Genomic DNA, 14,256 nt, shown 5'->3' on the forward strand with positions numbered 1-14,256 from the left:
GGTTCAACCCATGTCGGATAATTTTGAACCAGTCATTCTCGGGTTTCTCTGTAACTGGTGCGCTTATGCCGGGGCCGACCTGGCCGGCGTCTCCCGGCTGCAATACCCCCCAAATCTTAGGGTAATCCGGGTGAATTGTTCCGGGATGGTCCACCCCAACCTGGTGGTGCACGCCTTGACCAAGGGCGTCGACGGCGTCCTGGTCATGGGGTGACACTTGGGCGACTGTCATTACCTGGAAGGTAATCACAAAGCTCAAGCCCGTGGAGAGGCCACCAGCCTGGTTTTGGAAGATCTGGGGATCGACCCGGAGCGGTATGCGGTGGCATGGGTCTCTTCCGCTGAGGCCCCTCAGTTCGCCGAAATCGTCCGCAATTTTGTAGGCCAGATCAGGGAACTGGGCCCCAATCCCTGTCGTCCGGCCCAAGCCAGCGCCGCGTGAGGGAGACAGCCATGAAGACCTTTTTCAATCTCATTCAAGAGGTCCAGAAACCTGGTCTCTGCCATCACTGCGGCGGCTGCGTCACCTTTTGCACCGCCATCAATTACGGCGCCCTGGAGTTGGGGGAGGACGGCAAACCCCGCTACAAGGATATCGAGAAGTGTATCGAGTGCGGCCTGTGCTACTCCATCTGCCCGGAGATCGGCGAATTGGACGAGGAAACCAAGCGCCAGGTGGCCTGGAGCGCACCCATGGGCCGCATCCTGGGCACCACCGTTTCCCGCGCCCTGAACCCCGAGGTCCGGGACCGGGCCACCGACGGCGGCGTGGTCACCGCCCTGCTCCTGCATCTCTTTGATCTGGGACGCATCGACGGCGCTATCGTCACCCGCCAAGTAGGCCTGTTCCGGCGCCAGCCCTGGCTGGCCACCAGCCGGGAGGAAATCCTGGAGGCCGCCGGCTTCCACTTCGACACCTCCCACGGCATGAGCCTCTTTTCCGAGGTCTACTCCACCTTTTCCCCGTCCATCGTGGAATTGGATGACGTTGCCAAAAAGCGCCTCAGCCGGGTAGCCTTTGTGGGCACCCCCTGCCAGATCAATTCGCTGCGGCGCATGGAGGCCCTGGGGATCGTCCCGTCCGGCACCATCAAGTTCCATCTGGGCCTGTTCTGCACCGGCAACTTCCACTTCGGCCCGGAGCAGCGCCAGCGGTTGGAACAGATCGGCAAGTTCCACTGGGCCGAGGTGCGCAAGGTCAACGTCAAGGAAGACCTGCTCATCCACCTCACCGATGGCCAGGTGCGCCAGATTCCTTTGGATCAGTTGGACTTCATGAAGCGCTACGCCTGCCACTACTGCGATGATTACGCCGCGGAGTTTGCCGACCTCTCTTTCGGCGGCATCGGAGCCCCGGAGGGCTGGACCACGGTGATCAGCCGTACGCCCTTGGGCCGCGCCATTCTGGCCGATGCCAACGGGGTGGACCTGGAACCTTACAACCACCGGGACAATCCCCAGTTCGCCGCCCAGGCCCTGGAGACCGTCTTGGAATGGTCCGACAAGAAGAAGTTCCAGGCCTCGGGAAAACATCAAGAACTGGAAGTATCCGTCCAGGTGAAAAAAGGATAGGAGGTCTGCCGTGCCCGTTAAAGTTGCTTCTGAATGGCTCAATTCCTGCTCGGGGTGCGAGATCGCCATCCTGAACCTGGGAGAGGCATTACTCACGGTATTGCCTCACCTGGACTTCGTCCACATGCCGGTGCTCATGGACCACAAGTACTATGGGCAGACCGGTGAAGGCGACACGCATCATCTGGAAATTCCCGAGGCCGTGGTGGGCCTGGTCAGCGGCGGCATCCGTAACCAGGAGCACCTGGAGGTGGCCGAGGCCATGCGTAAAAGTTGCCAGGTGCTCATCGCCCTGGGAACCTGCGCCACCCACGGCGGCATCCCCTCCCTCATCAACCAGTTCGAGAACGACGATCTGCTGGACCGCTACTACCATACCGAAACCACTGACGGGGCCGACGCCCCCGGGGAGGGTATCCCGGCACTTTTGGACCGGACCTACGCCCTGGACGAGAAGGTCAAAGTGGATATTTACCTGCCGGGCTGCCCGCCGCACCCCGACCAGATCGCCGAGGTCCTCACCGCTCTTCTGGAGGGCCGCACCCCCGATCTTCCCACCAAAAGCGTGTGCGACACCTGCCCCACCATCCGGGACGGCAAGGGCAAGCTCAATAAACTGCGGCGCTTCCTCGAAAACGCCCAGTATGAGCCCGGCGCGCCCTTGAGCGAGATGCACTGCCTCCTGGAACAGGGCCTGCTCTGCATGGGGCCCGTGACCCGGGCTGGCTGCGCCGGCAATAATGGCGAGGGACCCCGCTGCCTCCTGGCCCGGGTGCCCTGCCGGGGCTGTTTCGGGCCGGTGCAGCGGGAAGGGAACCAACTCCTGGATATGTACAACGCCCTGGCCAGCAACGGTATCGACTTCGCCGGACTCACCGACCCCACTTCGATGCTGCGCTTCTCCGGCGGCCACGGGCTCTTGCGGCACCGGACCGCAAGCCGCAAGTAATGAGGATACTATGGAAGCCAAATGTATTAACGCCAACGCTGACGACGCCTTTGTCCATGGCGGCGGTACCGCCAAAAAGGTCATCAATATTCAGCCCATCACCCGCATCGAAGGGCACGCCCGCATCGCCATTCAGTTGGACGAAGACGGTAATGTGACCGACAGCCGCCTCAACGTCATGGCCCTGCGCGGGTTCGAAAAGTTCATCGAGGGCCGCCCCGCCGAAGAAGTACCCCGCATCGTCAACCGCATCTGCGGCATCTGTCCCTGGATGCACCACACCGCGTCCAACAAGGCGGTGGACGGCTGCTTCGGGGCTATTGTGCCGCCCGCAGGCAAAAAGCTGCGGGAGCTGATGCAGGTCATGGCCCAGATCAACGACAAGATCCTGCACTTCTTCTTCCTGGCTGCCCCGGATTTCATCTTGGGTCCCGGGGCCGACTACTCGGTGCGCAACGTCCTGGGCATCGTCCAGGCCAATCCGGAGCTGGCCCGCCAAGTAGTCAAGATGCGCCAGGCCGGCCAGATGATGATTGAAAAGTTCGCAGGCAAGGTCATCCATCCGGTGGTAGTGGTGCCGGGCGGCTTTGCCAAATCCATGAGCGAAGCCGAACGCCAGGAACTCCTGGAAGGGAGTCGGGAGCAGCTGGAATTTGCCCGCTTCTGCATAGACTTCGCCAAGCAGAACATCTTTTATAAGCTGGATGCGGATACCGTGGGCCTGGGGCAAATCACCAGCGGCTTTCTGGGTACCGTGGACCCCGTCGACGGCTCCTTGAACCTGTTCGAAGGGGTGCTGCGGCTCATGAAGGCCGATGGCTCCTACCAGGACTTTACCTGCGAAGAATATGCCGACTTTTTAGGCGAGCACGTAGAGCCCTGGTCCTACTCCAAGTTCCCTTATGCCAAGGCGTGGAACGAAGGCTTTTCCATGGACCTGGCCGCACCCAAGGGCATCTACCGGGTCAACACCCTGGCCCGCCTCAATGTCTGCGACCAGATCAACACGCCTTTGGCCCAGGCCGAACTGGAGGAATTCCGGGCTCGGTTCGGGCGGCCGGCCCAGTCCACCATGCTCTATCATTGGGCCCGCCTCATCGAACTGGTGTACGCCTGCGAGCGGGTACTGGAAATCCTGGAGGACCCCGGGATCACCGATACCAATGTGCGCGGCGTGGCCACGCCCGGGGCCGGCCGAGGCGTGGGGTGCGTGGAGGCTCCCCGGGGCACTCTCATTCATGACTACCAAACCGACGCCAATGGCCTCATCAGCCGGGCCAACATCATCGTGGGCACCACCCACAACGTGGCGCCCATGAACATGAGCATCCGCCAGGTGGCCGAAAATGTCATCCAGAAAGGCGTGGTCACTGAGGAAGCTTTGAATAAGGTAGAAATGGCGGTGCGAGCCTACGATCCATGACTGAGCTGCGCTACTCACCGCCTGGATGGCGGTCGTACCGTTGAGATCGAGATTTTTAACGCCCAGGGCGATCTTCTTACCCGGGCTTAACTGATAATTTTGAGAGAGAGGCAGGGAACTTACGCCCCCTGCCTCCCGCAGCTCAGAGGCTAAAGCATATCTTTCCCGACCTACTCGGAAATTTCTTTTAAAATCTCGATCTTCACGGCCTGTTTGCCAATAATCCGCTCCAGGTCAGAAATTCTGGCCTTCACCGCCGCCTCAGGATCAGAACCATTCCGAGAAGCCAAAGCCCGACTCCCAGCTTCCAAGAACTTGTCCCACCAGCGGTAGTAAAGGCTTTCGCTGATCTGATACTTACGATAGATATCCGCAATAGAACTCAAGATTTGGATAACTGGATACCTGGTGAGCCTGTGTTTCGAAATATTTTTAGCTAGTTCGACACAGGATAAACACTACCAGGATTAAACCCACCAGAACCATCATATTAAATTCGAGTTTTCGAACCTTTTCATTAGCCTCCGAGATTGGTGCGACATGTTCAGGCTCGGATTCTAGAGCCAACTCGGACATCAGTGCATCATACTCTTCCCGCGTGATTATTCGGCCGGAGGGGGACATGGTTTTCCTGCCAATATCCAGACTTATGATTTCCATGGGAGGCCTCCTTATGTCTATTATCGGCAGGGGAAGGAGATGCCTTAAATTATTTAATCACCCGGGAACCACGATGACCGAGTGGGGAGGCAAGGCCGGGATTATCAAGGAGGAGGGCCAGGGATGGAGTTGCTTAGCCTCACCCAACAGATAGATAATTGGTACAAAAAGCTTATTTAAATCGAAACTATTTATTATATTCTGAGAGAATCAATAGGAGTGGCATGGACGGCTGTGCCAGAAATAATTTTCTACGCGAGTTTCCGCCTATTTACCCCGCTCGGTTCCTTATTTCTATCTTATGAAACACAAATCATTGCCTCAACCCCCTTCCATGTTTATTTATGAAACAAGTTCTTCGATGAATCTCGTTGCCTCGTGGACAAAAGTTGCCGGGCATTAATTAAGGGGTGTACATATGGAACAGGCTAATATGACGACGGTGGGCCAGTATTTGGTCAGGCGTTTGGAACAGGTGGGATTAAAGCACATCTTCGGCGTTGCCGGTGATTATGTGCTGCGGTTCTTTGATTTATTGGAAGCCTCCAGCATCGACTTGGTGACGACTTGTAATGAGCTAAACGCCGGCTATGCTGCGGATGGGTACGCCCGGCTGAACGGTGTTGGAGGGGTGTGCGTCACCTATGGGGTGGGCGGTTTCAGCGTATTTAATGCCGTTGCCGGGGCCTTTGCCGAAAGAGTGCCGTTAATTATAATCAGCGGCGGCCCCCGGATTCTCCAAGGCCCTGCGCGGGTGCTTCTCCACCACACCATCGGCGATATGAACTTGCAATACAAAATCTATGAGCACATCACGGCGGCCGCGGTCGTTCTCCAGAATGTGGATCAGGCCCCGAAACAGATTGACGAGACCATCGCTGCTTGCCTTCGTTTCCGGCGGCCGGTGTACATCGAAATTCCCATGGACATGGTAGGTCAGCCATGCAGCCCTGGCGGTCCTTTTGAAGTGGATACCACCATTCCCAGTGATCCGGAGGTGCTTCCCGAAGCCGTGGCAGAGGCGGTCCAGATGCTCAACGCCGCCAAAAACCCGGCCGTCCTCGTCGGCGTAGAGGTCGCCCGGTTGGGCCTTTGCCAGGAATTGGCAAGGTTCATCAATTTCACCCGGTACCCTTTCGCCACCACTATTTCGGGGAAATCAATCCTTTCGGAAAGACACCCCCAATTCCTCGGCGTCTATTTCGGGAAACTCGGCCCGGAGCCCGTGAGGAAGTCCATGGAAGACGCCGACGTGCTCCTCTGTCTGGGGACGTTGATGACCGACGTCGATCTGGGGATTGACACTGCGACCCATTTCCATGGCGGGATGATCGTGGCCAATTCGGACAAGGTGGGCATCAAGCACCATGTTTATCACCAAGTCGCACTGGGGGACTTTCTTGACGGGCTCCAAGCTGGCCTTCCCCGGGGGCCGGAGGGCCAGGTGGCGTTCGGACACGCCGCTTTGACCGGGGGGGCAGACTTTACCCCGGTGGACTCGCAAAAAATCACCCTGAAGAGATTTTATCAGGAAGTCAACCGCTTCCTGGATAGCAGCAATCTGATCATTTCTGATGTGGGCAACGCTACTCTGTTGGGAGCCGCGGAACTGCTCCTCCCCGATGACGCGCCGTTCATTGCTCAGGCGTTTTACGTTTCCATCGGTTATGCCCTCCCTGCAACCCTGGGGGCCAACCTGGCGTCGCCAAACCTCAGGCCCATCACCTTTATAGGTGATGGCGCTTTCCAGATGACGGTCCAGGAGTTATCCACCATAATCCGGCACGGTCTGAACCCTATTATCTTTCTCATGAACAATGATGGCTATGCCATCGAACGGGTGTTTCATGACGGCCCCTACAATGACTTACAGATGTGGCAGTATCATCGGTTGCCCGAAGTTTTTGGCGGGGGCTGGGCTTGCGAAGTGAAGACCGAAGGAGAGTTGGAGAGCGCGTTGCAGCAAGCCTTAAGCCGTCCGGATGAACTGGCCTTCATTGAGGTACGCCTGGAGCGGCTTGATTATTGGGAGAGCTTATTAAAGTTGAAAGATCTGCGGTAATTGTCCCCTGGAAGAGAGGCGGCCGGTAGCTCAGATCGAAGCAGAGGGAGTCTTAAGTTGGAAAAATCTTGAGGATAATAGGGGCAAAATCGCGCTTTCCCAAGAAAAGTAACGGAACTGAAAAGTTCAATCTTGAATTTTTGAGCGGATCGAATTGTTAAAAAATCCCTGGCGTAGCCTAAAAATCCTGGCGCTGGCGGGAAAAGACCCCTCAGATTTAGGTTTTTTGAAGGCTTAAATCAGGGAAAACCTGATTTTCTTTTTAAGATCAACGAGCGATTATAATACAAACCCATGGTATGGAGGAACAACTCTCAAAATCTCAATACCAAAGATGTGTAACCTAACTCGCGGCATCCATAATTTAAGATATTTTAGCCGCTGGAATAGACCAGGGAAGATTCATGATACCAGAAATTTATGACGAACTGCTGCACAAGCTGATCAGACGCACCATGAAGGGTGAGGTTCGCTGGAAGCTGTCTTCCCGGGGAGACATGTTTAGTATCAAATTCCACAAATTTTCCTTATCCATGACCAGAGGCTCAAATTATATCAACTTTATTATTTCGGATCACAATGACAAGGGGATTGATGAATTTCGCATATCTGATACAGATAAAGATTGGGACAAGATTGCGGCATTCTGTAATCAGATCAAAATGAAGTCTCCGGAGATTAATAATGCAATCAAGGCAATGATCGACGAACTTGAAATAGAAGGGGTTGTTGGATCTAAAGATGCTGATTCTTATTCGGAGGGGAGCCATAAGTTATATAAGATAGCAGGTTGATTTGGTCAAAAAACCGGCACAGAAGAAAAAGTCCCAAAGAGAATGGGCAAATAATAAAGTCATACGCAGGTACTGGTCATGGCTGCAACAAACCACATGCAGGCACGGCGCTACCAGGCGGATTTGACGGTAACCAAGTTTAACCGTCATGCCGGGAATGGAATCTATCTCTTGGATATCGACCATGCGGGGGCACATTTGGAGACCCCGTTCTCTCTAAGCCCTGAATATCCCGTGGAATTTACCTTCTTCCTGCCTGGAGCCACCAGGGAGATCCAGGTTTCGGGACGGGTTATGTGGAAACGACAACTTACCGTTCCACCAGGGAGATACCATTTAAGGGTGCAATTTTATGCACCTCGTTGGGACCTGGATAACCTGCTGCACAATAACCAACCGCACTCTTAGTCGCTACGCCCTAGAAGTCCCACCGGTATGTTTGCCTCGGTTAAGCAGGCGGATAGATGAGGCCAAGATCCCACCTCAGGTTCTGTCGATCTCCAGTTTATATTCTTGATAAAGATCCACATCCCCACTTTTTTCCATCTGCCGATTTTCATAGGGGACGCCGACCCGGCGATAGAATTCATCGGCGATATTTTTGAAGGTGCCGGTGAGAAGGGCGATAAGCCAGTAGCGCATCATTCCAAATTGTTGGTGCACCACCTTCAGGGCCAGGCTGGTACAGGTGTAATTCAATAAGCCGGCAAAGGCTCCATCATAATTAAGCGACTGTGACTCATGCACAATTTGCCGAGCCAACTGGTCAATGAGCGGATCGAGAGTCTGGCGATGTTTGAGCGCAATGTAAGGCATCTGATGGCCTCCGCGGTTCTGATTACTTTATCATCAAGGCAGGCGCAGTCCGCCTCATTCACCTTGAGCGTCACACGGGCTATGCCTTTTTATGTCTAAAATGTAGTGGTATGCCGAAAGCGCCGCCCTGACGCCATCTCCCGCCGAGATGTTATTCTGTTTGAAAGGATCGTTGGTCACATCTCCCGCGGCAAATATGCCCTTCTTGGAAGTCTGGGAAGTTTTATGGTCTACTAGGATTTCCCCAGCCTCGTTTGTATCCACCAGGGACCGGACAAAATCCGAGTTGGGTACAGAACCGATCGCCACGAACACCCCGTTGATGTCCAATTCCTGGGTATCCCCGGTCTTCTGATCTTTATACCGCACCCCACTGACGTTTTGATCTCCAAGGATTTCCTGCATTTCGGCATGCTTAACGACCTGTAAGTGGGATAATTTTGCGACCTTCTCCTGCATAGCGGGATCGCCTTTGGGCTGATCACCCCGGATGAGCAGGTAGATCTGTCTGGCATAAGGGGCCAGATCGATCACCGTTTCCAAGGCGGAGTTGCCGCCTCCCACTACGGCCACGTCCCGGTCTTGGAAAAACGGGGCGTCACAGGTTGAACAGTAGGCCACGCCCCGGCCCTCCAGCCGGTCCTCGCCTGGTACCTTAAGGTGCTTGTGCCGTCCGCCGGAAGCGACGATCACGGTTTTAGCCTGGTAGATGCTACCCTTATCGGTTTTGACCTCAAAGGTGCAGCCCGAGATCTCGCTGACCGCGGTGACTTTCTCCTCAAGTTTAATCTCCACATCCTTCTGCGCCTCCACGTGTTTCCGGAGCCTTTCCGCCAACTCCTTGCCCGTAATGGTGATTTCCCCGATCCAGTTTTCAATGCTGTCGGAGACCAGGGACTGGCCACCGAAGTCCGGGGTGATGAGCAGAGTTCGCAGGCGTTTTCTGGCGGCGTAGACTGCGGCCGCAGCCCCGGCCGGTCCGGCGCCGATGATGATGGTGTCGTAGAGTTGCGGTTCCATAAAGGCCCCTCACTGATGAAAAGTGCACTTGGCAGCGCGCTGATTGGAGGTTAAAAAAACCGGGTGCGTGCCATTTTGCCTCTCAAGCGCGGGACAGTGCCGGGCCATGGTGAGGTACCGTCACCCTATAAGCGGCTCCGACCCGCGTGCGGGCGCGTGCTGCTGGACTCTGTCCCGCGGTGGTCCCACCCTGGTCCCGGGGTAATAATCCGACCACCCTATGGCGCGGTGATAACCCCTGCAAAGCAGTCAGCTTTCCCAAACCCAACAATTCTCGGCAGAGATTCCTGACCAAAGAAGAGGCAACGACCCTGCTTGACGCTCTCCGCAAACGCAGTCCTCAGTTGGCCAGGATTGCCACCATGTCGCTATACGGGGGATTGCGTCTCAGTGAAGTCCTGGGTCTCACCTGGTCTAATGTTGACCTGGGTAATGGGATCATTTATGCTCAAGATACCAAGAACAAGGAATCCCGTCCAATTTTTATAACCGACCCTATAAAACAAGTACTTGATGAAATGACCCCAAGTTCTCCTGCTGATCGCCTATTTAAAACCAAGACCGGAAACCCCGTTCAATGGCTGAGTAAGGTTTTTTGGGCGGTGGTGAAGGGGATAGGTTTCAATGACGGCATTAGTGATACCCGGGAGAAAGTGTGTTTTCATAGTCTGAGACATACTTATGCGTCGTGGGCAGTCATGGCCGGGGTACCGCTTTATGTGGTCGGGCAGGCCATTGGCCACAAATCCCTGGTCATGACTGCAAGGTATGCGCACCTGGCCCCGGATAGCCATAGAGCCGCATTCGAGGCAGTAGCTCTGGTGAAGGCTGAGCAGGGAACCGAGCAATATGAAGCAAAGAAATAATATGAACATTGAGTGCTGGAACCTCCTCGGAGTTTCCAGGCATATCCGGGAGCTACGAGCAGAGATAGCCGAGGTGGCCCAGAAACCTTTAACCGTTTTGATTCAAGGGCCCAGCGGAACCGGAAAAGAACTTATTGCCAAGGATATTCACCATCATAGCCCCAGGAAAAATTTTCCCTTCGTGATTGTCAACTGCGGCGCTATTGTTGGGGACCTCTTTGAAAGTGAACTTTTCGGCCATGAGAAAGGGGCATTTACTGGAGCACTAATTAAGAAGAGGGGGCTGGTTGAGGTCGCCAACGGAGGAACCCTGTTTCTCGACGAGGTTGGGGACCTAAGAGCCGACCATCAGGTAAAGCTGCTCAGGTTCTTACAAGACAAAACTTATCGCCCCGTGGGGGGAGAGACGGAAAAGTCTGCTGATGTCAGAGTGGTTGCGGCCACCAATAAAGACCTCATGACTGAAGTAAATAATAATATTAATAATAAATTTCGGGATGACCTTTATTATCGCCTTTCCCAATCGACCATTAAGACCGTTCCACTTAAAGATCGGCCAGAAGACATTAGTTTTTTTAGTTAATCACTTTGCGAATAAGGATAATTTAAAGATTGAAGATAAGAATAAGGTTTTATTATATTCATATTTCTACCCTGGAAATGTTCGACAACTACAAAATTATCTTTATAGAAATAGTGAGCAGATAATTAAAGAATGGAAAGCCGAGTTAATTGCACAAGGATTTGACCCTGAGGTCATGGCTGAGCTTAGATCATATGAAGACTTTGATGCTTTGGAGAGGCAGGCCAGGAACCTTTGTTATTATTCTCACCAATGGATTTGGGATGGAAATTCTCGCCAAAAAAAGGCTTCCGAGCCTTGGGCAGAAAAACTATTAGATGACCCGTACGTTTATGATTGGCTGAAAGCCATTGCCTTTACTGGCGAAAGTAACGGTGATGTCAGTAAAATTGTTGAGGCCTATGAGATAGTAACGCTTTTGCGTTCTGGGATGCCAAGATCAAAAATCGTTGAATTTTTGCACCTCAGGAGAGATAAAGTATATCCTGAATTTTTTAAGGTGAACTATGGCATTCCCTTACCCGAAAATAATGAACAGCTTATGGAATCCATGTCATTAAGATTCTGTGATTTTCCTTTATTCCAGGCCAAATTAACCGAGCTGCAAGAAATGCTTACGAACAAAATCTTAGAAAGCCTTTCTTAATATCACCTCGCAATCTATTCACTCTACCTTCTATAACCCCCCAGTTCCAAGATAAACTGTCCCCATCCACCCCATAAACTGTCCCCAATCCCCTGTTTGGTCTGCTCCGGACTTTACGAGTCTATAAAAATTCATAAATATCCGCAAGTTATAACTTGGTACCGATGTTGCCTTTATGTTGACCGAAGTTGAGCTGGAAGGCCAGGCCTGGTCCAAAGAGGAAATCACCAGCCAGAAGTCAAAATTCAAGGAGATTCTTTATGAAACTTTTGACACGTCCGGAGTTGGCAAACAGATGGGACACTTCGGAAAGAACCATCGACCGCAGAAGGAAGCTCGGTTTGCTCCCATGGGTCGATGTCGCCGGAGGTCATGGGAAGCGGCCAATTGTTAGGTTCAGGGTGGAAGACATTGAAATGTATGAAAACCAAATGCTCCAGAATGCAAAATAATTAAAGGAGAACATTGTCATGGATAAAAAAGAATCGCCCCTTAGAGATCAGAGCGAGAGCAGTCTGGGCTCTGACCAGCAGGTTGATGGCTTCGATTTGGAAAACCTGCGTCTGTCCCAGAACTTTTCCGAAATCGTTGGCGTTAAGAAATTACTGACGACCGTGCCGGTTCGCAAGCCTGGTAAGCAAGAGTTCTTCAGGGTCCGCCCGGGAGAGGCTTGGCGGCTGGAGACTATGGTTTTGGAAATCAAGGATGACCGCGAAACCTACCTGGTAGCCCCTGAGATCTGGCCGGAGTTGCCCGGAGAGCTGGTCCCAAAGGTACTGTTCCTAACTATCAGCCGTCAAGGTGTCGTGGCGATCTGGCCGGTTCGCCTTCCCGGCGACGATGGTCGTCAGGATGCGTGGAGCCGCTCTGCATTGGATGCTGCGGATTTAGGCCAGAAGAGCTGGGTCCGCCTTGCCGCTAACATGTCCCTGGGCGCCTACGAAGTATATCGGGCTATGAGGGATGACCTCCCCGAGCCCACTTGGCCCGATAAGACCTTTAAGGAAATCTTGGAAATTGCTTTCCAGGATAAGTTCATCCGTACCCTTGACCACCCGGTTATCCGCCGGCTCAAGGGAGCAGCGTGATCCAAATTGGTGATACAGAGTTCCAGTCAATTTGGTTGATAGACTTCAGGTTCTCAGTGCCACCAGGTGAACGGCCAAGACCCATTTGCCTGGTGGCCTGGGAGCTGGTTTCTGGACGCAGAATAAAGTTTTTCCAGGATGAGCTGATGGCCATGAAGTCCCCCCCTTACAACATCGACAAGAACTCGCTGATCGTGGCCTACTACGCCAGCGCAGAGATGGGCTGCCACATATTCTTGGGTTGGGACTTGCCGGTAAATCTCCTGGATCTGTTTACGGAGTTCCGCACCTTGACCAATGGACTACCAAGCCTCTGCGGCGACGGTCTCATGGGAGCTCTGACACGGTTCGGATTGAGCGGCGTCGAGGTGGTGGAGAGGGATAGCATACGCCGACTGGCCCTGAGCGGAGGCCCTTGGACTCCGGCTGAAAAGTCCTTATTACTTGCAAATTGTGAATCTGAGGTGGAGGCTTTAGCGAAACTTCTTCCCCGCATGGAGCCCAATCTGGATATGCAACGAGCACCGTTGCGGGGCCAATACATGAAGGCAACTGCCAAAATGCAGGATATAGGAATCCCCATAGATACCCAGGCCTTTAAAATTCTTAAAAGCCACTGGGCAAACATCCAGGATGACCTCATCGAAGAGGTAGATGCAGAGTATGGGGTTTTTGAGGATCGAACATTCAAAAGCTCCCGCTTTGCCACGTATCTGACCAGGAACAATATCCCTTGGCCCCGCAATGCTTCGGGTTCTTTAGACCTGACTGACGATACCTTTCGAGAGATGGCACGGAGCAATCCCCAAATTACACCCTTACGTGAACTGCGAGTGGCATTGTGCCAGATGTGTTTGTCTGACTTGGCGGTGGGCGCTGATGGTCGTAATCGGTGTGTGCTAAACGCTTTTCGCGCCCGTACCAGCCGTAATCAGCCCAGTAATAGCCGGTTCATATTCGGGCCAGCAGTTTGGCTTCGAGGTCTCATCCGCCCGGAGCCGGGCCGGGGATTAGCCTATATTGATTGGTCCCAGCAGGAATTTGGTATCGCTGCCGCGTTATCTGGGGACCCCAATATGTTGGCAGCTTATAATTCGGGGGACCCTTATCTAACCTTTGCTAAACAGGCGGGAGCAGTGCCGCCTGATTCCACCAAGAGAAGCCATCCCCTTGAGCGTGAGCAGTTTAAGGCTTGCACCCTGGCTGTGCAATATGGCATGGGGGAGGCCTCACTGGCCACCAGACTCGGTCAGCCGGTAGCCCAGGCCAGAGAGCTTCTGAGGCTCCACAAACAAGTTTACCGCAAATTTTGGGAGTGGTCCGATGCCGCCGTGGACTATGCCATGTTACACGGCAAGCTCTGGACCACATTCGGCTGGACTGTCCATACGGTTAGGCCAGCTAATCCAAGGTTTTTCCGGAATTTTCCCATGCAGGCAAATGGCGCTGAAATGCTCCGGACCGCTTGTTGTCTGGCCTTAAACCGTGGAATTAGAGTCTGCGCTCCGGTACATGATGCCATCTTAATCGAAGCTCCTTTAGATGAGCTTGATGAGGCTATAGTGACTGCGCAGAAGGCCATGTCCGATGCCAGTGCTGCGGTTCTGGCAGGATGCCGACTCGGCTCGGAGGCGAAGATCATCCGGTACCCAGAACGTTATATGGACCCTCGGGGCACCAAAATGTGGGAGACGGTATGGAGCATACTCGGCCGCTTGGGTGTCGGTCTCCCTGTATAACCTGTGCGCTCACGCACACCCAACCTATGCGTACATGC

At 53.7% G+C, this 14,256-nt stretch carries 16 protein-coding genes; 12 read left to right on the forward strand and 4 right to left on the reverse strand.

The window, feature by feature from the left end; translation table 11 throughout:
* Positions 1-10: 10 nt before the first annotated feature.
* Genes WC600_15020 through WC600_15035 form a run of 4 tightly spaced genes read left to right on the forward strand, consistent with a single transcriptional unit; the run spans position 11 to position 3,944 of the window.
* Positions 11-442 carry a hydrogenase iron-sulfur subunit gene (locus tag WC600_15020; protein ID MFA4904041.1) on the forward strand — a complete coding sequence of 144 codons (432 nt, stop codon included), beginning with the start codon at positions 11-13 and terminating at the stop codon, positions 440-442.
* 11 nt (positions 443-453) lie between these two features.
* The gene (locus WC600_15025) at positions 454-1,572 is read left to right on the forward strand and encodes a Coenzyme F420 hydrogenase/dehydrogenase, beta subunit C-terminal domain (GenBank protein ID MFA4904042.1); all 1,119 of its coding nucleotides are present in this window, start codon (positions 454-456) and stop codon (positions 1,570-1,572) included.
* A 10-nt stretch (positions 1,573-1,582) separates the two neighbouring features.
* Positions 1,583-2,521 (forward strand): hypothetical protein, encoded by a 939-nt coding sequence (locus WC600_15030; protein MFA4904043.1) that lies wholly within the window; start codon positions 1,583-1,585, stop codon positions 2,519-2,521.
* 10 nt (positions 2,522-2,531) lie between these two features.
* Entirely contained in the window at positions 2,532-3,944 is a 1,413-nt protein-coding gene (locus WC600_15035; GenBank protein MFA4904044.1) for a Ni/Fe hydrogenase subunit alpha, read from the forward strand.
* 170 nt (positions 3,945-4,114) lie between these two features.
* Here the strand turns inward: WC600_15035 and WC600_15040 are convergent, their stop codons facing one another.
* On the reverse strand, positions 4,115-4,330 hold the full coding sequence (locus WC600_15040; protein MFA4904045.1) for a helix-turn-helix domain-containing protein: 216 nt from the start codon (positions 4,328-4,330) through the stop codon (positions 4,115-4,117).
* Between the two features lie 46 nt (positions 4,331-4,376).
* Complete coding sequence (locus WC600_15045; GenBank protein MFA4904046.1) at positions 4,377-4,604, reverse strand: hypothetical protein; 228 nt, start codon at positions 4,602-4,604, stop codon at positions 4,377-4,379.
* Between the two features lie 418 nt (positions 4,605-5,022).
* Between WC600_15045 and WC600_15050 the strand changes: the two genes are divergently transcribed.
* The 3 genes from WC600_15050 (at position 5,023) to WC600_15060 (ending at position 7,868) form a co-directional block, all read left to right on the forward strand.
* A complete protein-coding gene (locus WC600_15050) occupies positions 5,023-6,666 on the forward strand; it encodes a thiamine pyrophosphate-binding protein (protein MFA4904047.1) in 1,644 nt (547 codons plus the stop codon).
* 404 nt (positions 6,667-7,070) lie between these two features.
* Positions 7,071-7,460 (forward strand): hypothetical protein, encoded by a 390-nt coding sequence (locus WC600_15055; protein ID MFA4904048.1) that lies wholly within the window; start codon positions 7,071-7,073, stop codon positions 7,458-7,460.
* A gap of 78 nt (positions 7,461-7,538) precedes the next feature.
* Positions 7,539-7,868 (forward strand): PilZ domain-containing protein, encoded by a 330-nt coding sequence (locus WC600_15060; GenBank protein ID MFA4904049.1) that lies wholly within the window; start codon positions 7,539-7,541, stop codon positions 7,866-7,868.
* Between the two features lie 75 nt (positions 7,869-7,943).
* Here the strand turns inward: WC600_15060 and WC600_15065 are convergent, their stop codons facing one another.
* On the reverse strand, positions 7,944-8,276 hold the full coding sequence (locus tag WC600_15065) for a hypothetical protein (GenBank protein MFA4904050.1): 333 nt from the start codon (positions 8,274-8,276) through the stop codon (positions 7,944-7,946).
* Between the two features lie 54 nt (positions 8,277-8,330).
* Positions 8,331-9,296, reverse strand: coding sequence for an FAD-dependent oxidoreductase (locus tag WC600_15070; GenBank protein ID MFA4904051.1), 966 nt, complete (start codon positions 9,294-9,296; stop codon positions 8,331-8,333).
* A gap of 179 nt (positions 9,297-9,475) precedes the next feature.
* Here WC600_15070 and WC600_15075 point away from each other — a divergent pair, with 179 nt between their 5' ends.
* The 5 genes from WC600_15075 to WC600_15095 all read left to right on the forward strand — a co-directional run bounded on the left by WC600_15075 (position 9,476) and on the right by WC600_15095 (position 14,218).
* Complete coding sequence (locus WC600_15075; GenBank protein ID MFA4904052.1) at positions 9,476-10,162, forward strand: site-specific integrase; 687 nt, start codon at positions 9,476-9,478, stop codon at positions 10,160-10,162.
* Entirely contained in the window at positions 10,146-10,745 is a 600-nt protein-coding gene (locus WC600_15080; GenBank protein ID MFA4904053.1) for a sigma-54 factor interaction domain-containing protein, read from the forward strand. Before WC600_15075 ends, WC600_15080 begins: the two co-directional genes overlap by 17 nt.
* Positions 10,660-11,391: a hypothetical protein gene (locus WC600_15085; protein MFA4904054.1), complete on the forward strand. Its 732-nt coding sequence runs from the start codon at positions 10,660-10,662 to the stop codon at positions 11,389-11,391. Before WC600_15080 ends, WC600_15085 begins: the two co-directional genes overlap by 86 nt.
* Positions 11,392-11,861: 470 nt before the next feature.
* Positions 11,862-12,479: a hypothetical protein gene (locus tag WC600_15090; protein ID MFA4904055.1), complete on the forward strand. Its 618-nt coding sequence runs from the start codon at positions 11,862-11,864 to the stop codon at positions 12,477-12,479.
* Positions 12,480-12,625: 146 nt separating this feature from the next.
* Positions 12,626-14,218 carry a DNA polymerase gene (locus WC600_15095; protein ID MFA4904056.1) on the forward strand — a complete coding sequence of 531 codons (1,593 nt, stop codon included), beginning with the start codon at positions 12,626-12,628 and terminating at the stop codon, positions 14,216-14,218.
* Positions 14,219-14,256 lie beyond the last annotated feature (38 nt).

This window comes from Desulfobaccales bacterium, from assembly GCA_041648175.1.
GTDB lineage: Bacteria > Desulfobacterota > Desulfobaccia > Desulfobaccales > 0-14-0-80-60-11 > 0-14-0-80-60-11.